The sequence below is a fragment of the Pseudomonas sp. Irchel 3F6 genome, from assembly GCF_900187595.1.
Classification (GTDB): domain Bacteria; phylum Pseudomonadota; class Gammaproteobacteria; order Pseudomonadales; family Pseudomonadaceae; genus Aquipseudomonas; species Aquipseudomonas siliginis.
The window spans coordinates 38,193-61,324 of the sequence record NZ_FYDP01000011.1 but is presented as its reverse complement, the minus strand read 5'-3'; the positions used below and the strand labels follow the sequence as shown (position 1 = coordinate 61,324).

The window sequence follows — 23,132 nt, the reverse complement described above, 5'->3', positions numbered from 1 at the left end:
ACGCCCATGACTTCCAAGCTGGAACAACTCAAACAGTTCACCACCGTGGTTGCCGACACCGGCGACTTCGAAGCGATCGCCCGAGTCAAACCGACCGATGCCACCACCAACCCTTCCCTGCTGCTCAAGGCTTCGGCGATTCACGGTTACGCCGAACTGCTGAACGATTGCGTTCGCGACTGCAAGGGCGATGTAGGCCTGGCCAGCGACCGTTTCGGCGTCGCAGTGGGCAAGGAAATTCTCAACGTGGTTCCAGGCCGCATCTCCACCGAAGTGGATGCGCGCCTGTCCTTCGACCAGGATGCGATCCTCAAGCGTGCGCATCGCCTGATCGAGCTGTACGACAAGGCCGGCGTTGGCCGTGACCGCGTGCTGATCAAGATCGCCTCGACCTGGGAAGGCATCCGCGCCGCCGAGATCCTCGAGAAGGAAGGCATCCAGACCAACCTGACGCTGCTGTTCTCCTTCGCCCAGGCCGCCGCCTGCGCCGACGCCGGGGTGTTCCTGATCTCGCCGTTCGTGGGCCGCATCTACGACTGGTACAAGAAGGCCAACGGCAACGACTACACCGGCGCCGATGATCCGGGCGTGCAGTCGGTGACGCGCATCTACAACTACTACAAGGCCAACGACTACAAGACCGTGGTCATGGGCGCGAGCTTCCGTAACATCAACCAGATCGAGCAACTGGCTGGCTGCGATCGCCTGACGATCAGCCCGGAACTGCTGGAGAAGCTGGCCGCCGATACCGGCAAGCTGGAACGCAAACTGGCGCCGGGCAATGCCGGTGAAGCGCGTCTGAGCCTCAACGAAGCGCAATTCCGCTGGTTGTCCAACGAAGACGCGATGGCCACCGAGAAACTGGCTGAAGGCATCCGTCAGTTCGCCCGCGACCAGGAGAAGCTGGAAGCGTTGCTGCAGGCCAAGCTGTGATTTGAGTCTGTAGAACGCAAAAAGGGCGAACCTGTGAGGGTTCGCCCTTTTTCATTTGCCTGCACTGATAAATGTATCGACCGACCCGACGCCATCGCGGGCAAGCCCGCTCCCACAGGGTATGTGGAGAACCTAAGTTTGAGGTTTCACGCGATCATTGTGGGAGCGGGCTTGCCCGCGATGAGGCCAGCCCAGACACCATCAATTCATGAGGTCAGTGTCTTTCCAGGGCATTGACCAGATCATGAAACGCTTCACGATTGGAATCGTTCAGGCCCATGAGAATCTTGTGCGCTTCCAGCACCTTGATTCGCACCACTTCTTCGGACTGGTCCTGATCCGGCAGGTCGTCCAGGCACTCCGGGCACGGCACCGGGTGGTTGACGATGTTGAACACCTGCTCGAAGCCCATCGACTGCAAAAGCCGAGTGATGTCTTCGTGGGTGGTGACAACCGTCGGCAACAGGCCGACCTTCTGCCGCGACAGGATCGACAGTTTGGCCAGCAGGCCCAGGGTGGTGCTGTCGATGCTGCGGGTTTCGGTCAAATCGATCACGATCGCGTTGAAATTCAGCGCGGTGAAGATTTTCTCAATAGTCGCATCCAACGCCGAACACAGGGTCAGGCGAACTTCACCGACGAACTTCAGGACGAAGGTGCCGTCCTGCTCGGCGAACTGGATTCTACCGGTACTCATTAAAGATTCCTGCTCAACACCAACAGGGCGATATCATCCGGCATCTCCCCTAGCGTGGCCAAACCAAACACTTGCCGCAGACCATCCAGGCTGCCGCCCGCCGACTTCACCCGTTCGGGCAAAGCAGCCTCTTTTTCTTTGAGCGTTGCTTCCGGCAAAAGGTCCAGAATGCCATCAGACATCAGCGTCAGGCTGAACGTCGGCGGCAGCTCAAGCACGTGGTCTTCGTAGGTGGCTTCGTTGAAAAGCCCCACCGGCAGACCACGGCCGTCGAGATAACGAACACTGTCAGGCGTGTACAACACAGGCAAAGGCAGATGGCCGCCGATGCTATAGGTCAACAAACCGGTCTCCTCGTCGATGACTCCACCGACCATTGTGACGTGTTTACCCAGCTTACAACTGATCAGCCCCCGGTTGATATGACCGAGCACTTCCGAAGGCTTGAACTCCGGCAAGGTACCGCTGCGTTTCGATTCGAAGAGCAAACGCGTGGTCATGAACTTCAGCAGCACGGTGACGAAGGCTGATGACGCGCCATGCCCGGAAACATCCGCCAGATAAAACGCGACCCGGCGCTCGTCAACGCGGAAATAGTCGACAAAATCACCCGACAGGTACAGCGACGGGATGATCTGGTGGGCAAAATTGAATTCGTCAATGCTCCACGGGCTTTCCGGCAGCATGTTCATCTGCACCTGACGACCGGCGTTCTGGTCTTCCTGGAGCAGGTTCAGGCTGGCTTCGAGCTCGCGGTTGGCCTTTTCCAGCTTCTCGCTGTAGCGCTGGTTTTCCAGCAGCAGCCGCGCACGATCCAGGGCCCGGCGCACGGAGTGCTCGAGCACAGCCAGATCTTCGAGAGGCTTGATCAGGTAATCCGCCGCACCAAGGCGCAGGGCCTCGACTGCGTCGTTCATCACCCCGGCACCCGAGACCACGATCACCGGCGTCTCCGATGAGCGCTCGGTAACCTGACGGATCAGTTCGAGACCGCCCATCTGCGGCATGCGCAGATCGCAGATGACCAGATCGGGCTCGTCTTGCTCGAATACCTGAAGACCCTGTTGACCGTTGCCGGCCTGCAGGACGCTGAAACCACTGTCTTCCAGATAGGCCGCGAGGCTCGCGCGCACTACCTCGTCATCATCGATTATCAGCAGCGTGGCACTGGTTTTTGGCATGTGGGCAAACGGCGCCAGAATTAGGTTGGCGTAGTGAGCGGGGCAACGGCCCTGCGCAGACTACTGGATTCGCTTTCTAGCCTCTCTGTTGCAGCGCTTTCAAGCATTCGCCTGGCGCGCGGTTTTAAACAGAGGTGCCCTTCTAAGGCGCAGACGGTACTCCCATCCGCAGAGCGTTTCAAGCATGCGCCGATTGTCGCTTGACGACTTTGTTTGTCAAATCACCGGGAGTTATAAGAACCGCTCCAACGGTAACCCGATGGAAGGTAGTGGCAGTCGCAGGCAACGCTCTGGCGCGGACAAAAAAGGCGACCCGAGGGTCGCCTTTCTGTCGCCGGTCGAAATCAGAAATCGTCTTCGACCTGACCGTCCTTCACCTTGAACTCGCGGTTCTGCAGGTAAGCGTTGCGGATGAAGGTGTATTTGTCGCCGCTGATCAGCTTCTCGCTCGACAGCAGGCTGGCGCGGGTGTCAACGATATTCAGGCCGAAGATCGAGTTACGCGTCGGCACGTGGTCGATGTAGCGGTACGCGCCGGTGAAGCTGTCGACGTATTTCGACGGTGCGTCACGCAGGGTGCTCGGCCCCATCAGCGGCAGCATCACGTATGGGCCGCTGCCCACGCCCCAATAGCCGAGGGTCTGACCGAAGTCTTCGTCGCTGCGGTTCAAGCCCATCTTGGTGCCGACATCAAAGAAGCCGAGCAGTCCGAAGGTGGTGTTGAAAATCAGTCGGGCGGTATCAACGCCCGCCGCAGCCGGTTTGGCCTGGAGGATGTTGTTGGCCAGGTTGGTCACGTCACCGACGTTGCGGAACATGTTGTGAATGCCGTCTTCGACGAACTGCGGGGTGATGAACTCATAACCCTGGGCCAATGGCTTCAGCGCGTAGGTGTCAACGAAGTCGTTGAACTGGAAAATCGGCCGGTTGACGCTTTCCCAAGGGTCTTCTTCGGTGGCCGCCTGGGTGGCGAACGGCGCCAGCAACAGGCTGGCACATACACTTAGCTGAGTGAGCGAAGGGCTCCAGCGCATAGAAAAACTCCTTGGATTCGATACTGGCGCGGTCCTCTCGGCCCGGGCATTAAGGCCGCTAGTATAAGCGTAAACGGCGATTTGGGCAGTGCGCCGCTGCAAGGATATGCAGGAAGTTTCCTACACAGGCTTTCACTCGGCTGTCATGCAACTGTCACCCCAGCGCCCTAGTCTTGAGCGTTATTTCAGGGACGTTGCCATGACTCACGCCGAAACCTTGCCCGTGGCCGCGCCCGGCCTGACTGCCGTGCTGTTCGGCCTGAGCGGTTGCCTGGTGGATTTCGGTGCCCGCGCCGCGCAAGAGCTCAACGCCCAGCCGGAACATGCCAAAACTACACCGGGCGCACTCGATAGCTTGAAAAGTTTGCAGCGCCAGGGAATTCCCTGCGCGTGGCTCGACGAATTGCCCCCTGCCCTCGCTCAACCACTGGCCGCGTCGCTGCCGGACTGGATCAAGCCGACGCAACATTCAGCAACAATGAATCCGTGGCCCGCCCCCAACGCCTGCTGGCAAGCGTTGATGAGTTTGAACATCGACCGCCTCGACGGCTGCGTGCTGGTCAGTGGTGAGCCGCGCCTGTTACAGGCCGGTCTGAATGCCGGGTTATGGACGATTGGCCTGGCGTCCTGCGGCTCGCTGTGCGGCCTGAGCCCGAGCGAGTGGCAGGTTCTGTCGCAAAAGGAACGCGAAAAGTTGCGCGGCAAGGCCACCGTGCAGTTGTTCGGCCTGGGTGTGCATTCGGTGATCGATCATCTCGGCGAACTGGACGCCTGCCTCGCCGACATCAGCTTGCGCCGCGCCAAAGGCGAAAAGCCCTGACCGGCGTCATGCAGGTTTACCGAGAGTGGATTAATCTAAAGGTCAGCCATAGACCTTTGGCGCGTGGCTGCGGTCAATGCCAGTGCCTATTGATAAAAGGAAACCACCATGCCCGCCCGACGAGAACTGCAGGATCAGCTCAACACCTTGCGTGATCAATTGGAGCAGAACCCGCCTCTGTCCGAGTCTGAACGTGAAAACTTACACCGGTTGATGGCGCAGATCGAAGCAGAAATTCAATTGGAAAATCAGCTACAGGACAACAACCTGGTGGACGGGGTGAACCTTGCCGTGGAGCGCTTCGAAGTCGAACACCCGGCGATCGCCGGCACCCTGCGCAACATCGTCAACGCGCTGGGCAGCATGGGCATCTGACGCCCCGCCGCACAAAAAAGCCCTGCCAGCGATGGCAGGGCTTTTTCATTTGCAAAATGTGCATGCAAGCCCTTGTGGGAGCGAGCCTGCTCGCGAAGGCGTCGTATCAGTCGACATCATCGTTGAATGACACACCGCATTCGCGAGCAGGCTCGCTCCCACATTGGATATCGCACATTCAGGACCTTTATTGACGTACGAGCCGATGATTCGGCAGTTGTACGCTTTCGGTACTGCGATACGGATTGATATCCAGCCCACCCCGGCGAACGTAACGTGCAAACACGGTGAGCTTTTCAGGTTTCAACAACCGCTGCAGATCGAGGAAAATCCGCTCAACGCATTGCTCATGGAAGTCCGAATGCTGGCGGAAGCTGACGATGTACTCCAGCAGGCTGGCGTGATCCAGCGCCGCGCCGCGATATTCCACTACCACGCTGCCCCAGTCCGGCTGGCTGGTCACCGGGCAGTTGGATTTGAGCAGGTGGCTGTGCACGCTCTCCTCGACCACGCGCGAATTGTCGCAACGCAGCAGCTCCGGACGCGGATGCTCATAGTTGCTCACGCTGATATCCAGATCGTCGATGCACACGCCCGGCAACGCCACCACGCCTTCGGCTTCGACGTCCTTCAGACTGCGAACCCGAACGCCCACAGGTTTGCCGGCAGCGGCGGACAGATCCTTGACCAGCGTCGCTTGCAATATGGCAACGTCGGCGAACGGCGTCTGGTTCAGCGAGTTGAGGTAGAGCTTGAACGACTTCGATTCGATGATGTTCGGCGAGTCCGCCGGGATGCTGAATTCAGCGATCGCCACCACCGGTTTGCCCGAGGGCAGCAGCCACGACAGCTCGAAGCAGTTCCAGAAATCCACGCCTTTATACGGCAGGGTTTCGGCGGTCAGGCCCAGCTCGGCCCATTTCGCGGTGCGCGGAATCGGGAACAGCAGGGACGGCGTGTAGGTGGCGATGTATTCGCTGGATTTGCCCAGCGGCGAATGTTCGGCTGCGGGATGCATGGCGGAAACCTGACTGAAGAATCAGCGGATTCTACCAGCCTTTGCCCGCGCCTTTGAGTGCTTACTGACTGACTGTCAGTTTGCCGACCATGCCGGCCTGATAATGCCCGGGGATATTGCAGGCAAACTCGAGCGCCGTGGCCTTGCTGAAGGTCCAGGTCAACTCGGCGGTTTTACCGGGCTCGACCAGCACGCTGTTGGGGTCGTCATGCTGCATGCCGTGGCCCATCGCCGCGTGATTCATGCCCGCCATGTCGTGGGACATTTCTTTCATGCCGGTAGGCGTAAGCATGCCGCTTTGCTGCATCTGCAACATTTCCTGCTGGTGACTGGCATGCATCGCCGCATCACCGAGGTTGAATTCATGCAGCAACTGGCCTTTATTCACCAGTACAAAGCGAACCGTCTCACCGGCCTTGACCTGTATGGCTTTCGGGTCGAAGTTCATGTCGCCCATGACGATTTCGATACTGCGCGTAGCCTGGCTCGCCGCTGCCGGCTGGCCGAAGGCGAAGGTGTGCGCGGGTGCCGCCCAGGCTGGCGAACTCAATGCCAGCAGACAGGTGGCTATTTTCAGCGAGGTGCGCAAAAACATGGTCGTACTCCAACGAGACAAGGTTCAGCCTGTGGGAAACTCTAACCACCCAGTGCTGGCATCGACCTGACAGGCAGATTACAACTTTGTCAGCTTGGCGCTTATCGCCGGATCTCACGGTATAACGCCCTCGCCCTTTTTCATCCCGAAGCAGCCCGAGTCGCCCATGAAACTGTTGATCGTCGAAGACCAAGCGAAAACCGGCCAATACCTGCGTCAGGGCCTGACCGAGGCCGGATTCAATACCGAGCTGGTGGCCGATGGCATCAGCGGCCAGCAACTGGCCTTGAGCGGTGACTACGCGCTGTTGATCCTCGATGTAATGCTGCCCGGGCGCAGTGGCTGGCAGATTCTGCAAGCGGTGCGCAGCGCTGGCCTCGAAACGCCGGTACTTTTTCTCACCGCCAAAGACGCCGTGGAGGACAGGGTTCAAGGCCTCGAACTGGGCGCCGACGATTATCTGGTCAAGCCATTCGCCTTCTCCGAATTGCTCGCCCGGGTGCGCAGCCTGTTGCGACGCGGCAGCGCAATCGCCCAGGAAACCAGCCTGCAACTGGCCGATCTGCGCCTGGATCTGATCCGCCGCCGGGTCGAACGCAGCGGCCAGCGCATCGACCTGACCGCTAAGGAGTTCGCCCTGCTGGAAATGCTCCTGCGCCGCCAGGGTGAAGTGTTGCCGAAGTCGCTGATCGCTTCGCAGGTCTGGGACATGAATTTTGACAGCGACACCAACGTCATCGAAGTGGCGATCCGCCGCTTGCGCCTGAAGATCGACGATGACTTCCCCAACAAGTTGATCCACACCGTGCGCGGCATGGGTTACGTGCTCGAAGAGCGTTCGCTGTGATGCGTAGCCTGTCCTTGAGCACGCGCCTGGCGCTGTTGTTTGCCGCCTGCACTGCGGTGGTCTCGCTGTTCGCCGGGGTGCTGTTCGACCGCGCCAGCGAGGCGCACTTCATCGAACTCGATCAGCAACAACTGGAGACGAAACTGATCGGCCTGCGCCGCGCCTTGCAGGATCTCCAACCTGCCCAGCGCGAGGCGCGGCTGGCCGATGAACTCAGCCGTCAGGCCGATCTGTCGTTGCGCATCACCAGTGGCGACGGGCAGCACTGGTATGACAGCTCGGTGCAAATTCCGAAGAATCTGCCCCTGCAAACCGGCCTGTCTACCATCAGCCATGACGGCACCGATTACCGCGTGCTGCGCGCCCCGCTCTACCCGGACACAGCGGATTCGCCACAACTGACGCTGCTGCTGGACATCACCCATCACCAGCATTTTCTTACGCGCATGCAGCATCTGATCTGGCTGACCGTCGGCCTGTCGGCGCTGGCCACTGCCGTGCTCGGGGCCTGGGCCGCGCGTAGCGGTCTGCGCCCGTTGCGGCGGATGAGCGCGGTGGCCCGTGGGATTTCTGCGCAATCGCTGAATGCCCGACTGCCTGAAGAGAAGATGCCACCAGAGCTTGCAGAAATGGCCTACAGCTTCAACGCCATGCTCGCACGCCTCGACGACTCGTTTCAGCGCCTCTCGGCGTTCTCCGCCGACATCGCCCATGAGCTGCGCACGCCACTGTCGAATCTGCTGACCCACACCCAGGTCACCCTCACCCGCCCTCGGGCACTGGAGGATTACCGCGAAGCGCTGCACAGCAACCTCGAAGAACTGCAATGGATGGCGCAACTGGTCAACGACATGCTCTACCTGGCCAAGGCTGACCACGGCTTGCTGATGCCCAAGCGCGAACCACTGGAGCTGGCGGATGAGGCCGACATGTTGCTGGAGTTTTTTGCGCCATTGGCGGAAGACGCTGGCGTGAGCTTGAGCCGTGAAGGTGAGGCGCGTATCGAAGGTGATCGCGGCATGTTGCGCCGGGCGTTGTCGAACCTGCTGGATAACGCGCTGCGGTTTACCCCGGCCGAGGGGTACGTTCGCTTGAGCATCGTCGACGAGGCGAAAGCTGTGCGCGTTTGCGTCGAGAACAGTGGCGAGGGTATTTCCGCGCAATTACTGCCACGTCTGTTCGACCGCTTCTATCGAGCGGATCCGGCGCGGCAGGAAGGCAGCAGTGAGCATGCGGGGTTGGGGCTGGCGATTACTCAGTCGATCGTGCGGGCGCATGGCGGGCAGATTCATTGCGAATCTGAAGCGGGTTGGACGCGGTTTGTGATCGAGTTGCCTCGGACCTGATCGTTCCCACGCTCTGCGTGGGAATGCAGCCCGGGACGCTCCGCGTCTCTTCAAGAGCCGAACGCAGAGCGTCCTTTGAGGCATTCCCACGCAGAGCGTGGGAACGAGCATGGAGTCGCTTACGAATATCTCAGCGCATGCGCCGGCTCAATCTTCGCCGCTCGCCACGCCGGATACACCGTCGCCAGGAAGCTCAGGATGAAACCCGCCGAGCAGATCAACAGCACATCCCCACCCTGCAGTTCCGAGGGCAGGTTGCTGACGAAATACACATCCGAACTGAAGATGTGCTGCCCGGTCACACGCTCCACCCAGCCGACCAATTCACTGACGTTAAGCGCGGCGATAACGCCCAGCACGCCGCCAATGATGGTGCCGACAATACCGATCACCGTGCCCTGCACCATGAAGATCGCCATGATCTGCCGGGGCGTGGCACCGATCGTGCGAAGGATCGCGATGTCGGCGCCCTTGTCGTTCACCACCATGATCAGCGTTGCGATGATGTTGAACGCCGCCACCGCGACGATCATCAGCAACAGCAGGCCGATCATGGTTTTTTCCATCTTCATCGCGCTGAACAGGCTGCCCTGGGTGTGAGTCCAGTCGTCAGCCTTGAAGTCAGCGCCGAGGCCACTGGCGATGTCCGCAGACACTTTCGGTGCCGCGTACAGATCCTTGACCGCCAGCCGCACGCTCTGCACCTGATTCGGCTGCCAGTGCTGCATGGTCGCGGCATCGGCGACATGGATCAGGCCCATCGAGCCGTCCAGCTCGGCGCCGACCTTGAACACGCCAACCACATTCAGGCGCTGCATGCGCGGGGTGATACCGCCCGGCGCGGTGCTGACTTCCGGGACGATCAGAGTGATCTTGTCGCCGACATTGAGGCGGAAACGCCGCGCGGTGATTTCACCGATCACCACACCGAATTCACCCGGCTTCAAGGCATCCAGACGACCCTGGACGATGTGCTGGGCAACGATCGACACCTTGCCTTCCTGGGCCGGATCAACGCCGCTGATCTGAATCGGCTGCATCGAACCCTTGTAGGACAGCATGCCTTCCATTTCGGTGAACGGCACGGCGGCCGTCACTTCGGGATTTTTCATCGCAGCGGCGGCCACTGGCTGCCAGTCATCGATCGGCTTGACGCCAACGATGGTCGCATGGGGCACCATGCCGAGGATGCGCGAGCTCATTTCGCGCTGAAAGCCGTTCATCACCGACAGCACGACGATCATCGCCAGCACGCCGAGGGCGAGGCCGATCATCGAGGTCATCGAAATGAACGAAACAAAGCGATTGCGGCGCTTGGCGCGGGTATAGCGCGTGCCGATAAAGATCGATAACGGTCTGAACATTCGCTGGGGCACCGTATAGAAATAAAAGACCCGGCACCGTTACGGGCGCCGGGTTTCAGCCAGTCAGATGGGGGTCAGGCAACCTTCCTGCAACTGCAGGACGCGGTCCATCTGGCGAGCCAGGTTCATGTCGTGCGTCACCACCAGGAACGCTGTGCGCATCGAAGTGCTCAGCTCCAGCATCAGATCCTGAATGCCTTCGGCGGTGTGCAGGTCGAGGTTACCGGTTGGCTCATCGAGCATCACCAGCCCCGGGTTGTTGACCAGGGCACGGGCGATGGCCACGCGCTGACGCTCGCCGCCGGACAGTTCCGCCGGTTTGTGTTCCAGACGATGGCCAAGACCGACGCGCTCCAGCAATGCCGTGGCACGCTGACGCGCCTCCGGGATGGCGGTCTTGCCGATCAACAGCGGCATGCAGACGTTTTCCAGCGCGGTGAATTCCGGCAGCAAATGGTGAAACTGGTAAACGAAACCAAGCGCGCGATTGCGCAGCAGGCCACGCTTTTTCTCGCTCAACGCAGACAGTTCTTCACCGTCGAGCCAGACGCTGCCCTTGCTTGGCGTATCGAGACCGCCGAGCAAGTTGAGCAAAGTACTCTTGCCGGAACCGGATTTGCCCACGATCGCTACACGTTCGCCCGGGTGCAGCTCCAGTTGCAGGCCGGCCAGCACTTGTACCGACTCCGGGCCCTCCTCATAGGACTTGCCCAGGTTACGGCAGCTCAGAATTGCTTGTTCACTCATGCCCGACTCACTCATAACGTAACGCCTCCGCCGGCTGGGTGCGCGCGGCACGCCAGGCGGGATACAGGGTGGCGAGGAAACTCAGGACCAACGCAGCGGCGCAGACCATGACGACGTCCTGGCTCTGGACCTGCGAAGGAAGATAATCAATGAAATACACGTCAGCATTAAGGAACTTGTGGCCGATCAGCCCTTCAAGCGCCGAAATGGCCGCACTGACATTCAGTGCCGCGAGGATCCCGACCACCGCGCCGATGGCCGTGCCGACCACGCCGATCACCGTGCCCTGAACCATGAACGTGCGCATGATCGTGCCCGGAGTGGCGCCAAGGGTGCGCAGAATGGCGATGTCGCCCTTCTTGTCGTTGACCACCATCACCAGCGTGGAAATGATGTTGAACGCGGCGACGGCGACGATCAGCAGCAACAGCAGCCCGATCATGGCTTTTTCCATGCGGATCGCTTGATACAGGTTGCCGTGGGTGCGGGTCCAGTCGCGGGCGTAGTACCGATCTTCGCCGAGCTGCTGGGCAATGTTCCACGCCTCGCGCGGGGCCTGGAACAGGTCGTCGAACTTCAGCCGCAGGCCCTGCACCTGATCGGCTTTCCAGCGGTGCATTTTCGCCAGATCCTGCAGATTGGTCACGCCGAGGTAGCCGTCGAGCTCACCGGCGCCGACATGGAAAATCCCGACCACGGTGAAGCGCTTCATGCGCGGGAACATCCCGGCCGGGGTCACGCTGACCTCAGGTGCAACGAAAGTGACCTTGTCGCCGATGCCAACGCCAAGCTTGGTCGCGGCCTTGTCGCCGATGACGATGCCGAAGCTGCCCGGTGTCAGGTCGTCGAGTTTGCCCTGCTTCATGAAGTTGTCGATGATCGACACATTGCGCTCGAGCGCAGGATCAATGGCATTGAGCAACACCTTGGAAACCTGACCGTTATTGGTCAGCAGGCCCTGCATCTGGGTGAACGGCGCCACCGCCGTCACCTGCCGGTTCTGCCTGACCTTGTCGGCCAGGCTCTGCCAGTCATTGATCGGCTCGCCGGTCTCGAGAGTGGCGTGGGGCACCATGCCCAGCACGCGGGTGCGCATCTCATGGTCGAAGCCGTTCATCACCGACAGCACGACGATCATCACGACCACGCCAAGGGCGAGCCCGATCATCGAAGTCAGGGAAATGAATGACACAAAATGATTGCGACGCTTTGCACGGGTATAACGCGTGCCGATAAATACGAAGAGAGGTCTGAACATGTCGGGGCTTGTTCGGAGGGAAAAGGAACGTCCTTGTGGCGGGGGTCGAAAACCAGCTTTACACTCAGACCACCGCCGCTACCATGGGTTCGCCATGTCGACATTAGATGAAGAAGATCGCCGCGAATACTACCGTATCGAGGACACGATCGCACTGGAAATTCGGCCCCTGTCCGCTCCCGAAGCCGCAGGCCAGGAAGTGTTGCAGGATGCTTCCCCACTCTTCAACTTGCTCAGCGAACTGCACCTGAGCGAATTCGAGTCGCAGCACCTGCTGCGACAGATCAGCGAGCGCGACCGCGCCATCGCCGCGTTCCTCAAATCGCAGAACAAACGCATCGACCTGCTCAGCCAGGTAATCGCCCTGACGGTGCTCGGACACATCGGCGAGCCGCAGCCGGTGATCATCTCCGAGGGCGGGATCGACTTTCAGTACCCGACGCCGATTGCCACCGGCGCGCACCTGTCGGTGAAACTGGTACTGATGCCGCAGGCACTCGGCCTGCTGCTGCGCGCCCGGGTCACCCATTGCGATCCCAAGGGCGATGGCTATGACGTCGGCACCGAGTTCGAGCGCCCGACCGATGCCCAGCGCCAATTGCTCGCGCGCTACATCTTGCAGAAGCAGGCTCAGGAACGCCGTCTGGCCCGCGAACAGAACGAATCTGGCATTTAACTTAAGGAAGCACCGTGACCCTCATCTACGGCCACCGCGGCGCCAAGGGCGAAGCACCGGAAAACACCCTGAGCAGCTTTCAGGAATGCCTCAAGCACGGCGTGCGCCGCTGCGAACTGGATCTGCACCTGTCCAAGGACGGCGAGCTGATGGTCATCCATGACCCGACGCTCAAGCGCACCACCGACCGTCGCGGCAAAGTCGTCGAGCACACCGCCGCCGAACTGGTGACCTACGACGCGCGCAAGGGTGGCCCGGGCTGGATCCAGCCGTGCCCGATTCCGACGCTGGAAGAGTTGTTCGAGAAATGTGATTTCGAGCACTGGCAGCTGGAAGTCAAAAGCGCTTCACGCACCCGCGCGGCGACTACCGTGCTGGCGATTCGGGAAATGGCTCAACGGCATGGCCTGCTCGACAAGGTGACGATCACCTCGAGTTCACGGGAAGTCTTGAAGGCAGCGCTGGACCTGGTACCGGACGTATCCCGTGGCCTGGTGGCCGAATACGCCTGGCTCGATCCGTTGAAGGTGGCGGCCAGCTACGGTTGCGAAATTCTCGCGTTGAACTGGACGCTGTGTACGCCGGAACGCCTGCAAAAGGCGCAGCGTCAGGGCCTGCATGTGTCGGTGTGGACCGTCAACGAGCCTGCACTGATGCGCAGACTCGCCGACTTCGGCGTTGACAGCCTGATTACAGACTTTCCCGGTTTGGCCACTGCCACCCTTGAGAATTGCTGAAATCGGTCTCCCCGGCCGGCTCAGGCCACCGGCCGGAGCCCGTCAAAAAAGCCGGTTGAGGCCGTCGTACGCCGCTACCCGATAGGCTTCGGCCATGGTCGGGTAATTGAACGTGGTGTTGACGAAATACTTCAGGGTGTTCAGCTCGCCCGGCTGGTTCATGATCGCCTGACCGATGTGAACGATCTCCGACGCCTGATAACCGAAGCAATGCACGCCGAGCACTTCCAGCGTTTCGCGGTGGAAGAGGATCTTCAGCATGCCCTGCGGCTCACCGGCAATCTGCGCCCGCGCCATGCTCTTGAAGAAGGCCTTGCCGACTTCGTACGGCACTTTGGCCTGGGTCAGCTCCTGCTCGTTCTTGCCGATCGAGCTGATCTCCGGAATGGTGTAGATGCCGGTCGGCACGTCATTGACGAAGCGCCAGCTGCCATTGTCGACGATGCTGCCAGCGGCCGAACGACCCTGGTCGTGGGCGGCGCTGGCCAGGCTTGGCCAGCCGATCACGTCACCGGCGCCGTAGATGTTCTCCACGCAGGTGCGGTAGTTCTGGTCGACTTCGATCTGGCCACGGCTGTTGACCTTGACCCCGATGTTTTCCAGACCCAGCGTGTCGGTGTTGCCGGTACGGCCGTTGCACCAGAGCAAGGCGTCGGCCTTGATCTTCTTGCCGGATTTCAGGTGCAGGATCACGCCGTTGTCCACGCCTTCGACGCGGTCGTACTCTTCGTTGTGACGCACGGTGATGTTGTTGTTGCTGAAGTGGTAGCTCAGCGCCTGGGAAATTTCCGAGTCAAGGAAGCTCAGCAACTGGCCACGGTTGTCGACCAGTTCGACCAGCACACCCAGACCACTGAAGATCGATGCGTATTCGCAACCGATCACACCAGCGCCGTAAACGATCAGTTTGCGCGGGGTGTGGCCGAGGCTGAGGATGGTGTCGCTATCGTAGATGCGCGGGTGGTGGAAATCGATGTCCGCCGGGCGATACGGGCGCGAACCGGTAGCGATGATGATGTGCTTGGCCACCAGCTTCTCGACCACGCCGTTGCCGCAGACCACTTCGATGGTTTGCTCGTCGGCGAAGCTGCCGGTGCCGAAGAACACATCGACGCGGTTACGGGCGTAGTAGCCGGTGCGCGATGCGACTTGTTTGGAAATGACTTTTTCGGCGCTTTTCAACACGTCCGGGAAGGAGAACCAGCGTGGCTCGCCGATCGCGCGGAACATCGGGTTGGTGTTGAACTGCATGATCTGCCGCACCGAGTGACGCAGTGCCTTGGACGGGATGGTGCCGAGGTGGGTGCAGTTGCCGCCGACCTGACGACGGCTGTCGACCATCGCGACCTTGCGCCCCGCTTTGGCGGCGTTCATTGCCGCGCCTTCTCCCGCCGGGCCGGAACCCAGTACCACCACGTCGTAGTTGTAGACAGCCATGCGTACTCCTCAGAACAGGCCGCGGTGCCAGCAGCACCGGCGGCTAAATCACGCCGAACGGCGGCGCGAAGGAACAATTGGGGGCCAGTGAAGAACCCGGACACAGTCTATAGAAGCGTCAACGCCGCGCACATTAACCCTTGGTCGCGTCGTAGGCTACTTTTGCCTGCACTACAACGCCAGCTTTCGTCTTGTCTCCGGTCAGTTTTTTTCACCGACAAGCTGCGTAAATGCCTGACTGCTGCGGGTGACGAAACCTGTATCGGCACGCAAGACAAAGAATGCAGCAATGTCATGCTTTTGGGCATAGTCCCGTGCCCTTTCCGGCCCGAGAATCAGCAACAGCGTCGATAGTCCATCGGCCATCAACGCTGAAGGATGAATCACCGTGACTGACGCCAGATCATGTAGGACCGGCCTTCCGCTGCGTGCATCGAAGGTGTGGGAATAACGCCGACCGTCCTGCAGAAAATAATGGCGGTAGTCACCGGAGGTGGACACGCCGTAGCCATCGACATCGATAATCCGCTCGGCCACTTGCTGGTCATCGCGAGGCTCTTCGAGAGCGATGCGCCACGCGGAACCATCCGGCTTCTTGCCCCGGGCCTTGAGTTCGCCCGTGGCTTCGACCAGGTAATTGTCGATGCCCATGCCCTGCAATCTGGCGGCGATGGCATCCACGGCGTAACCGGCGGCAATGCTGTTGAAGTCGACTTCGACGGCGGCGTCCTTGCACAACCGCTCGCCATCGATGCGCAGGTGCTGATGGCCGACCCGCTGCATGACCTCGGCCAGCGCGGCCGCATCAGGGATCTTTTCTTCGCGTCCTTGCGGGCCGAATCCCCAGAGGTCCAGCAGCGGTTCCACGGTCAGGTCGTAGGAGCCTTCGCTTTGCATTGAAAGCTGTTCGCCGATGCGGACCAATTCGAGCACCGCTGCCGGCATGGCTTGGCAGCTACCGGCGGGCAAGGCGTTGAAACGCTCGATGACGGAGTCACTGCGGTAAGTCGACAGCTGTTGATCGACTTCGCCGAGGATGCGCTCCACTTCACCGCGCACTTGCGCAGGATCGGCGACCCCGGCGTGGCGCACGTACTTGACCGACCAGGTGCTGCCCATGGTCGAACCGCCAACCTGTTCCAGGAAATCGCCGTTGCCGCAGCCGCCGATTGCCGCAGCCAACACCACAAGCCCCAACCAGCGTCCAGTTAACAATTCTTCATCTCCCCGCAAAACCACGGCGGCCATTATGAACTACAAGCGCCCGCTCGCTTCCCCATGGCTGCAACGCCTTTATACAAAATTGAACAGTGAGTACCTCCCATGTCCTCCACCACGGGCAAAGGCAAAGCGATCTTTCGCGTTGTCAGCGGCAACTTCCTCGAAATGTTCGACTTCATGGTCTACGGCTTCTATGCAACGGCCATCGCCAAAACCTTCTTCCCCACCGACAGCGCCTTCGCTTCGCTGATGCTGTCGCTGGCGACCTTCGGCGCCGGCTTCCTGATGCGCCCGCTGGGGGCAATTTTCCTCGGCGCCTATATCGACCGTCACGGACGGCGCAAAGGGCTGATCATCACTTTGGCGATGATGGCCGCCGGTACGGTGCTGATCGCCTGCGTGCCCGGCTACGCGACGCTCGGTGTCGCCGCGCCGCTGCTGGTGTTGTTCGGCCGTCTGTTGCAAGGCTTCTCGGCGGGCGTGGAACTGGGCGGTGTGTCGGTGTATCTGGCGGAAATTTCGACGCCGGGGCGTAAAGGCTTTTTCGTCAGTTGGCAGTCCGCCAGCCAACAGGCAGCCGTGGTGTTCGCCGGTCTGCTCGGTGTCGGTCTCAACCACTGGCTGAGTCCGGAGCAAATGGGCGAATGGGGCTGGCGTGTGCCGTTTCTGATCGGCTGCATGATCGTGCCGGTGATTTTTTTCATCCGTCGCTCGCTGGAAGAAACTCCGGAATTCCAGGCGCGCGCCCACCGCCCTACCCTCGGCGAAATCGTCCGCTCGATCGGGCAGAACTTCGGCATCGTCATTGCCGGCATGGCGCTGGTGGTGATGACCACGGTGTCGTTTTACCTGATCACCGCTTACACCCCGACGTTCGGCAAGGCCGAACTGCACCTGTCTGATCTCGATGCGCTGCTGGTGACGGTGTGCATCGGCTTGTCGAACTTCTTCTGGCTACCGGTGATGGGCGCGGTATCCGACAAGATCGGCCGAAAACCCTTACTGCTGGCGGCGACGATTCTGGCGATCCTGACGGCGTATCCGGCGCTGTCGTGGCTGGTGGCGAACCCGAGCTTCAGCCATTTGCTGATTGTCGAATTGTGGCTGTCGTTCCTGTACGGCTCGTACAACGGCGCGATGGTGGTGGCGCTGACCGAGATCATGCCGGTGGAAGTGCGCACGACCGGGTTTTCCCTGGCCTACAGTTTGGCAACGGCGACGTTCGGCGGATTTACTCCGGCAGCATGCACCTATCTGATTCATGTGCTGGACAACAAGGCAGCACCGGGCATCTGGCTAAGTGGCGCGGCGGTGTTGGGCTTGATTGCGACACTGGTGCTGTTCCGTGGCAACCGGCATGAGTTGCGCACCGCGCAGGCCTCGGTAGCCAGCGGCGCCTGACAGAATGCTTTCGCGAGCAGGCTCGCTCCCACAGAAGATTGTGAACGACACCGATCCAGTGTGGGAGCGAGCCTGCTCGCGAAGAGGCCGGCAGGGACGCCGAAGATCCAACAGGCCCACAAACAAAAACGCCCCGACAAAATGTCGGGGCGTTTTCATTCAAGCCTGAAGCTTAGCGCGGGAATGCTGGCGGATTCACATCAGCCATGTCTTCCATCACACGAACCACCTGGCAGCTGTAGCCGAACTCGTTGTCGTACCAGACGTACAGAACGACGCGGTTGTCCTGCACGATGGTCGCTTCAGCATCAACCACACCAGCGTGACGCGAGCCGACGAAGTCGGTCGACACCACTTCCTGCGAATTGACGAAGTCGATCTGCTTGTGCAGCTCGGAGTGCAGCGCCATGTAGCGCAGGTACTCGTTCATCTCTTCGCGGGTGGCGGCTTTCTCAAGGTTGAGGTTGAGAATGGCCATCGACACGTTTGGCGTCGGAACACGAATCGCGTTGCCGGTCAGCTTGCCGGCCAGCTCAGGCAGAGCCTTGGCAGCAGCGGTAGCGGCGCCGGTCTCGGTGATCACCATGTTCAGCGCGGCGCTGCGGCCACGGCGATCGCCCTTGTGGAAGTTGTCGATCAGGTTCTGGTCGTTGGTGTACGAGTGAACGGTTTCGACGTGACCGTTGATGATGCCGAACTTGTCGTTGACCGCTTTCAACACCGGCACGATGGCGTTGGTGGTGCAGGAAGCAGCCGAGACGATCTTGTCGTCAGCGGTGATTTCACCGTGGTTGATGCCGTGAACGATGTTCTTCAGCTTGCCCTTGCCAGGCGCGGTCAGAACAACGCGATCGATACCCGGGCAGGCCAGGTGCTGACCCAGGCCATCGGCGTCACGCCATACACCGGTGTTGTCCACCAGCAGCGCGTCTTTGATGCCGTACTGGGTGTAATCCACCTCGGTCGGGTTCTTCGCGTAGATCACCTGGATCAGGTTACCGTTGGCGGTGATGGTGTTGTTTTCTTCGTCGATGGTAATGGTGCCGTTGAACGAACCGTGTACCGAATCGCGACGCAGCAGGCTGGCGCGTTTGGTCAGGTCGTTCTCGGCGCCTTTGCGCACGACGATGGCGCGCAGACGCAGGCCGTCGCCGCCACCGGTTTTCTCGATCAGGATGCGCGCCAGCAGACGGCCGATACGACCGAAGCCGTAAAGAACAACGTCGGTGCCTTTGCGGGCCGAAGCGTTCTGCTGGCCAACCACGTCAGCCATCTCTTCACGCACGAACTGCTCGGCGCTGCGGCCGTTGCCTTCGTTACGGAATTTGAACGCCAGCTTGCCCAGATCCACCGACGCCGCGCCGAGCTTGAGCTCGCTCATGGCCTTGAGCAGTGGGAATGTTTCGTGGACGGAGAGTTCGCTGTCGTCGGAAGAACGGTGGCGAGCAAAGCGGTGAGCTTTGAGAATCGCGATGACAGACTGGTTGATCAGGCTGCGGCCATAGATCGAGCTAACCACGTTGTTATTGCGGTAGAGCTGACCGATAAGCGGAATCATCGCTTCTGCGAGTGCTTCACGGTCGATCCATTCACCAAGACACTGGTCGGGCTTCTGAGTCACGGTAACCTTCCACATGTAGGGGCAGAAAAAAGGGGCTACATTATGCCGCCGACAAGCCCTTTCAGCAATGCGCGCTTGTCGCGCAATCGGTAACAAATTCCCGTTCAAAAAATTTACGCCCTTCTCCAGCCCAGTAAAACCGGGGCTTTCAGCGCAGTCAATTTTTCGACGACTGTTAGACGATGTCTGTAACCCTCCGTAACACCACCCGGTTTCGGCACTACATAATCATGAAAAAAGTGCTCGTTTTTATGGTTACCACTACATTTCGTCCAAACCATGAAGATAGACGCAGTCTGCAACTGACAGGCGGCACCGGAGGCCGCTACAATTACCGACTTTGTCGCAACGCCTGGAGCTCAACCTTCCGTGCCTGTTCTGCGTCTACCGCTACTCCCTGCCGAAGCAGGTAAACAGCACTGGGGCAATCTGCCCGGTGCCGCCCTCAGCCTGGCGATTGCCGAGGCTGCCAGCGCTGCCAAGCGCTTTACCCTGCTGCTGACCGCCGACAGCCAAAGTGCCGAACGGCTGGAACAGGAGCTGAGTTTCTTCGCCCCGGATTTGCCCGTACTGCATTTTCCCGACTGGGAAACCCTGCCCTACGACCTGTTCTCGCCGCACCAGGACATCATCTCCCAGCGCATCGCAAGTCTGTATCGCCTGCCGGAACTGGCCCACGGCGTGCTGGTGGTACCGATCACCACCGCCCTGCATCGCTTGGCGCCGACCAAATTCCTGCTCGGCAGCAGCCTGGTGCTCGATATCGGCCAGAAGCTCGACGTCGAACAGATGCGCGCGCGGCTCGAAGCCAGCGGCTATCGCTATGTCGACACGGTGTATGAGCACGGCGAGTTCACCGTACGCGGCGCGCTGATCGACCTGTTCCCGATGGGCAGCAAACTGCCGTATCGCATCGACCTGTTCGACGACGAAATCGAAACCCTGCGCACCTTCGATCCGGAAACCCAGCGTTCAATCGACAAGGTCGAGTCGGTCAAGCTGCTGCCGGCCCGCGAATTCCCGTTGCAGAAAGACGCAGTCACCCGCTTCAAGGCGCGCTTTCGCGAGCGCTTCGACGTCGACTTCCGTCGCTGCCCGATCTTTCAGGACCTGAGCAGCGGCATCACCCCGGCCGGCATCGAGTACTACCTGCCGCTGTTCTTCGACGAAACTTCGACGCTGTTCGATTACCTGCCTCAGGACACACAAGTGTTCTCGCTGCCGGGCATCGAGCAGGCGGCGGAAAACTTCTGGAACGACGTGCGCAATCGTTACGAAGAACGCCGCGTCGATCCATCGCGTCCTTTATTGCCACCGGCCGAATTGTTCCTGCCGGTGGAAGACTGCTTCGCGCGCCTGAAGAACTGGCCACGGGTCGTTGCCAGTCAACAGGACGTTGAAAGCGGTGTCGGCCGCGAACGCTTCCCGGCCCATGCGCTGCCCGATCTGGCCATCGAAGCCAAAGCCACGCAACCACTGGCGGCGCTGGCCGGTTTCCTCGAAGAATTCCCCGGGCGCGTGCTGTTCACCGCTGAATCGGCGGGTCGTCGCGAAGTCCTGCTGGAACTGTTGGAACGCCTGAAGTTGCGGCCGAAAACCGTCGACAGCTGGCCGGACTTCGTCGCCAGCAAGGATCGTATGGCGATCACCATCGCCCCGCTCGACGAGGGTCTGCTGCTCGACGACCCGGCGCTGGCGCTGGTGGCGGAAAGTCCGCTGTTCGGCCAACGGGTCATGCAACGTCGTCGCCGCGAGAAGCGCAGCGACGTCAGCAACGATGCGGTGATCAAGAACCTCACCGAACTGCGTGAAGGCGCGCCGGTGGTGCATATCGATCACGGCGTCGGCCGCTACCTGGGCCTGACGATCCTGGAAATCGACAATCAGGCCGCCGAATTCCTCACCCTCGAATACGCCGAGAACGCCAAGCTCTACGTACCGGTGGCCAACCTGCACCTGATCGCGCGCTATACCGGCAGCGACGATTCGCTCGCGCCGCTGCACCGCCTCGGCTCGGAAACCTGGCAGAAAGCCAAGCGCAAGGCCGCCGAGCAGGTGCGTGACGTCGCCGCCGAATTGCTCGACATTTACGCCCGTCGTGCCGCCCGTGAAGGTTACGCCTTCGCCGACCCGAAGGCCGATTACGCCACCTTCAGCGCCGGTTTCCCGTTCGAGGAGACGCCGGACCAGCAAGCGACCATCGAGGCCGTGCGCGAAGACATGCTCGCGCCGAAACCGATGGATCGCCTGGTCTGCGGCGACGTTGGCTTCGGCAAGACCGAAGTGGCCATGCGCGCCGCGTTCATTGCCGTGCACGGCGGTCGTCAGGTGGCGATTCTGGTGCCGACCACCCTGCTCGCCCAGCAGCACTACAACAGTTTCCGCGACCGCTTCGCCGACTGGCCGGTGACCGTGGAAGTGATGAGTCGCTTCAAATCGGCCAAGGAAGTCAACGCGGCGATCGCCGATCTGGCGGAAGGCAAGATCGACATCGTCATCGGCACGCACAAACTGCTGTCCGATGATGTGAAGATCAAAAACCTCGGGCTGGTGATCATCGACGAAGAGCACCGCTTTGGCGTGCGCCAGAAAGAACAGCTCAAGGCCCTGCGCAGCGAAGTCGACATCCTTACCCTGACCGCGACGCCGATTCCGCGCACGCTGAACATGGCGGTGTCGGGCATGCGCGATCTGTCGATCATCGCCACGCCGCCAGCGCGACGCCTGTCGGTGCGCACCTTTGTCATGGAGCAGAACAAGAGCACGGTCAAAGAGGCTCTGCTGCGTGAACTGCTGCGTGGCGGCCAGGTGTACTACCTGCACAACGATGTGAAGACCATCGAGAAATGCGCCGCCGATCTCGCCGAACTGGTGCCGGAAGCGCGCATCGGTATCGGCCACGGGCAGATGCGCGAACGTGAACTCGAACAGGTGATGAGCGACTTCTACCACAAGCGCTTCAACGTGCTGATCGCCTCGACCATCATCGAGACCGGCATCGACGTGCCGAGCGCCAACACCATCATCATCGAGCGCGCTGACAAGTTCGGTCTGGCGCAGTTGCACCAGTTGCGTGGTCGTGTCGGTCGCAGTCACCACCAGGCTTACGCCTACCTGCTGACACCGCCACGCCAGCAAATCACTTCGGACGCGGAAAAACGTCTGGAAGCGATCGCCAATACCCAGGACCTCGGCGCCGGTTTCGTCCTGGCCACCAACGACCTGGAAATCCGTGGCGCCGGCGAACTGCTCGGCGACGGTCAGAGCGGGCAGATTCAGGCCGTCGGTTTCACCCTGTACATGGAAATGCTCGAACGCGCGGTGAAGTCGATCCGCAAGGGCGAGCAGCCGAACCTCGATCAACCGCTTGGCGGCGGCCCGGAAGTCAATCTGCGGGTGCCGGCGCTGATTCCGGAAGATTATCTGCCGGATGTGCATGCGCGGTTGATTCTGTATAAACGCATCGCCTCGGCCACCGACGAGGAAGGCCTCAAGGATCTGCAGGTGGAGATGATCGACCGCTTCGGCCTGTTGCCGGAGCCGACCAAGAACCTGGTGCGGATCACCGCGCTGAAATTGCAGGCGGAAAAGCTCGGCATCAAGAAAGTCGACGGCGGGCCGCAAGGCGGACGCATCGAGTTCGAAGCGCAGACGCCGGTTGACCCGATGACCCTGATCAAGCTGATCCAGACGCAGCCCAAGCGCTACAAGTTCGAAGGCGCGACGATGTTTAAATTCCAGGTGCCGATGGAGCGCCCGGAAGAACGTTTCAATACTGTCGAGGCGCTGTTTGAGCGTCTCATCCCGAAATCCGCTTGAAGGAC

At 60.5% G+C, this 23,132-nt stretch carries 20 protein-coding genes; 9 read left to right on the top strand and 11 right to left on the bottom strand.

What is annotated here, in order from left to right:
- The first annotated feature begins 6 nt into the window (after positions 1-6).
- Positions 7-933: a transaldolase gene (tal, locus tag CKW30_RS26315; RefSeq protein ID WP_016775468.1), complete on the top strand. Its 927-nt coding sequence runs from the start codon at positions 7-9 to the stop codon at positions 931-933.
- Between the two features lie 214 nt (positions 934-1,147).
- Here the strand turns inward: tal and rssC are convergent, their stop codons facing one another.
- The 3 genes from rssC to CKW30_RS26300 form a co-directional block, all read right to left on the bottom strand.
- Positions 1,148-1,630: an anti-sigma factor antagonist RssC gene (gene rssC, locus CKW30_RS26310; protein ID WP_003226553.1), complete on the bottom strand. Its 483-nt coding sequence runs from the start codon at positions 1,628-1,630 to the stop codon at positions 1,148-1,150.
- On the bottom strand, positions 1,630-2,811 hold the full coding sequence (rssB, locus tag CKW30_RS26305) for a two-component system response regulator RssB (RefSeq protein WP_095182382.1): 1,182 nt from the start codon (positions 2,809-2,811) through the stop codon (positions 1,630-1,632). The genes rssC and rssB overlap by 1 nt, the downstream gene beginning before the upstream one ends.
- A 344-nt stretch (positions 2,812-3,155) precedes the next feature.
- A complete protein-coding gene (locus tag CKW30_RS26300; protein ID WP_016775470.1) occupies positions 3,156-3,845 on the bottom strand; it encodes a VacJ family lipoprotein in 690 nt (229 codons plus the stop codon).
- A gap of 199 nt (positions 3,846-4,044) precedes the next feature.
- On the opposite strand from CKW30_RS26300, the gene CKW30_RS26295 reads away from it, so the two are divergent.
- Together CKW30_RS26295 and CKW30_RS26290 are read left to right on the top strand one after the other, a co-directional pair.
- On the top strand, positions 4,045-4,665 hold the full coding sequence (locus CKW30_RS26295) for a phosphatase (protein WP_041477319.1): 621 nt from the start codon (positions 4,045-4,047) through the stop codon (positions 4,663-4,665).
- Between the two features lie 108 nt (positions 4,666-4,773).
- A complete protein-coding gene (locus CKW30_RS26290) occupies positions 4,774-5,040 on the top strand; it encodes a DUF4404 family protein (RefSeq protein ID WP_056791483.1) in 267 nt (88 codons plus the stop codon).
- A 187-nt stretch (positions 5,041-5,227) separates the two neighbouring features.
- Here the strand turns inward: CKW30_RS26290 and queF are convergent, their stop codons facing one another.
- Both queF and CKW30_RS26275 read right to left on the bottom strand, forming a co-directional pair.
- Positions 5,228-6,058, bottom strand: coding sequence for an NADPH-dependent 7-cyano-7-deazaguanine reductase QueF (queF, locus tag CKW30_RS26280; RefSeq protein WP_095182378.1), 831 nt, complete (start codon positions 6,056-6,058; stop codon positions 5,228-5,230).
- A gap of 61 nt (positions 6,059-6,119) precedes the next feature.
- Positions 6,120-6,653 carry a plastocyanin/azurin family copper-binding protein gene (locus CKW30_RS26275; protein ID WP_056791490.1) on the bottom strand — a complete coding sequence of 178 codons (534 nt, stop codon included), beginning with the start codon at positions 6,651-6,653 and terminating at the stop codon, positions 6,120-6,122.
- A gap of 166 nt (positions 6,654-6,819) precedes the next feature.
- Between CKW30_RS26275 and CKW30_RS26270 the strand changes: the two genes are divergently transcribed.
- The gene (locus CKW30_RS26270) at positions 6,820-7,500 is read left to right on the top strand and encodes a heavy metal response regulator transcription factor (protein WP_056791492.1); all 681 of its coding nucleotides are present in this window, start codon (positions 6,820-6,822) and stop codon (positions 7,498-7,500) included.
- Positions 7,500-8,846: a heavy metal sensor histidine kinase gene (locus CKW30_RS26265; protein ID WP_056791495.1), complete on the top strand. Its 1,347-nt coding sequence runs from the start codon at positions 7,500-7,502 to the stop codon at positions 8,844-8,846. The genes CKW30_RS26270 and CKW30_RS26265 overlap by 1 nt, the downstream gene beginning before the upstream one ends.
- 119 nt (positions 8,847-8,965) lie before the next feature.
- Here CKW30_RS26265 and CKW30_RS26260 read toward each other — a convergent pair whose 3' ends face one another.
- From CKW30_RS26260 to CKW30_RS26250, 3 genes are all read right to left on the bottom strand, one after another.
- Positions 8,966-10,210 (bottom strand): lipoprotein-releasing ABC transporter permease subunit, encoded by a 1,245-nt coding sequence (locus CKW30_RS26260; protein ID WP_071173051.1) that lies wholly within the window; start codon positions 10,208-10,210, stop codon positions 8,966-8,968.
- A gap of 63 nt (positions 10,211-10,273) precedes the next feature.
- Positions 10,274-10,972: a lipoprotein-releasing ABC transporter ATP-binding protein LolD gene (lolD, locus tag CKW30_RS26255; protein ID WP_024013628.1), complete on the bottom strand. Its 699-nt coding sequence runs from the start codon at positions 10,970-10,972 to the stop codon at positions 10,274-10,276.
- Positions 10,965-12,215 (bottom strand): lipoprotein-releasing ABC transporter permease subunit, encoded by a 1,251-nt coding sequence (locus CKW30_RS26250; RefSeq protein WP_041477329.1) that lies wholly within the window; start codon positions 12,213-12,215, stop codon positions 10,965-10,967. Before CKW30_RS26250 ends, lolD begins: the two co-directional genes overlap by 8 nt.
- A gap of 94 nt (positions 12,216-12,309) precedes the next feature.
- On the opposite strand from CKW30_RS26250, the gene CKW30_RS26245 reads away from it, so the two are divergent.
- Entirely contained in the window at positions 12,310-12,891 is a 582-nt protein-coding gene (locus CKW30_RS26245) for a PilZ domain-containing protein (protein ID WP_016775478.1), read from the top strand.
- A 14-nt stretch (positions 12,892-12,905) separates the two neighbouring features.
- Complete coding sequence (locus tag CKW30_RS26240) at positions 12,906-13,628, top strand: glycerophosphodiester phosphodiesterase family protein (protein ID WP_041477331.1); 723 nt, start codon at positions 12,906-12,908, stop codon at positions 13,626-13,628.
- Between the two features lie 42 nt (positions 13,629-13,670).
- Here the strand turns inward: CKW30_RS26240 and sthA are convergent, their stop codons facing one another.
- A complete protein-coding gene (gene sthA / locus CKW30_RS26235) occupies positions 13,671-15,065 on the bottom strand; it encodes a Si-specific NAD(P)(+) transhydrogenase (protein WP_016775479.1) in 1,395 nt (464 codons plus the stop codon).
- Positions 15,066-15,266: 201 nt separating this feature from the next.
- A complete protein-coding gene (locus CKW30_RS26230) occupies positions 15,267-16,313 on the bottom strand; it encodes an FAD:protein FMN transferase (RefSeq protein WP_095182376.1) in 1,047 nt (348 codons plus the stop codon).
- 75 nt (positions 16,314-16,388) lie between these two features.
- Between CKW30_RS26230 and CKW30_RS26225 the strand changes: the two genes are divergently transcribed.
- Positions 16,389-17,687: an MFS transporter gene (locus tag CKW30_RS26225; protein WP_095182374.1), complete on the top strand. Its 1,299-nt coding sequence runs from the start codon at positions 16,389-16,391 to the stop codon at positions 17,685-17,687.
- A 172-nt stretch (positions 17,688-17,859) separates the two neighbouring features.
- On the opposite strand, the gene CKW30_RS26220 is transcribed toward CKW30_RS26225, so the two are convergent.
- A complete protein-coding gene (locus tag CKW30_RS26220; protein WP_016775482.1) occupies positions 17,860-19,323 on the bottom strand; it encodes a glyceraldehyde-3-phosphate dehydrogenase in 1,464 nt (487 codons plus the stop codon).
- A 354-nt stretch (positions 19,324-19,677) separates the two neighbouring features.
- Between CKW30_RS26220 and mfd the strand changes: the two genes are divergently transcribed.
- Positions 19,678-23,127 (top strand): transcription-repair coupling factor, encoded by a 3,450-nt coding sequence (gene mfd / locus CKW30_RS26215; RefSeq protein WP_095182372.1) that lies wholly within the window; start codon positions 19,678-19,680, stop codon positions 23,125-23,127.
- Positions 23,128-23,132 lie beyond the last annotated feature (5 nt).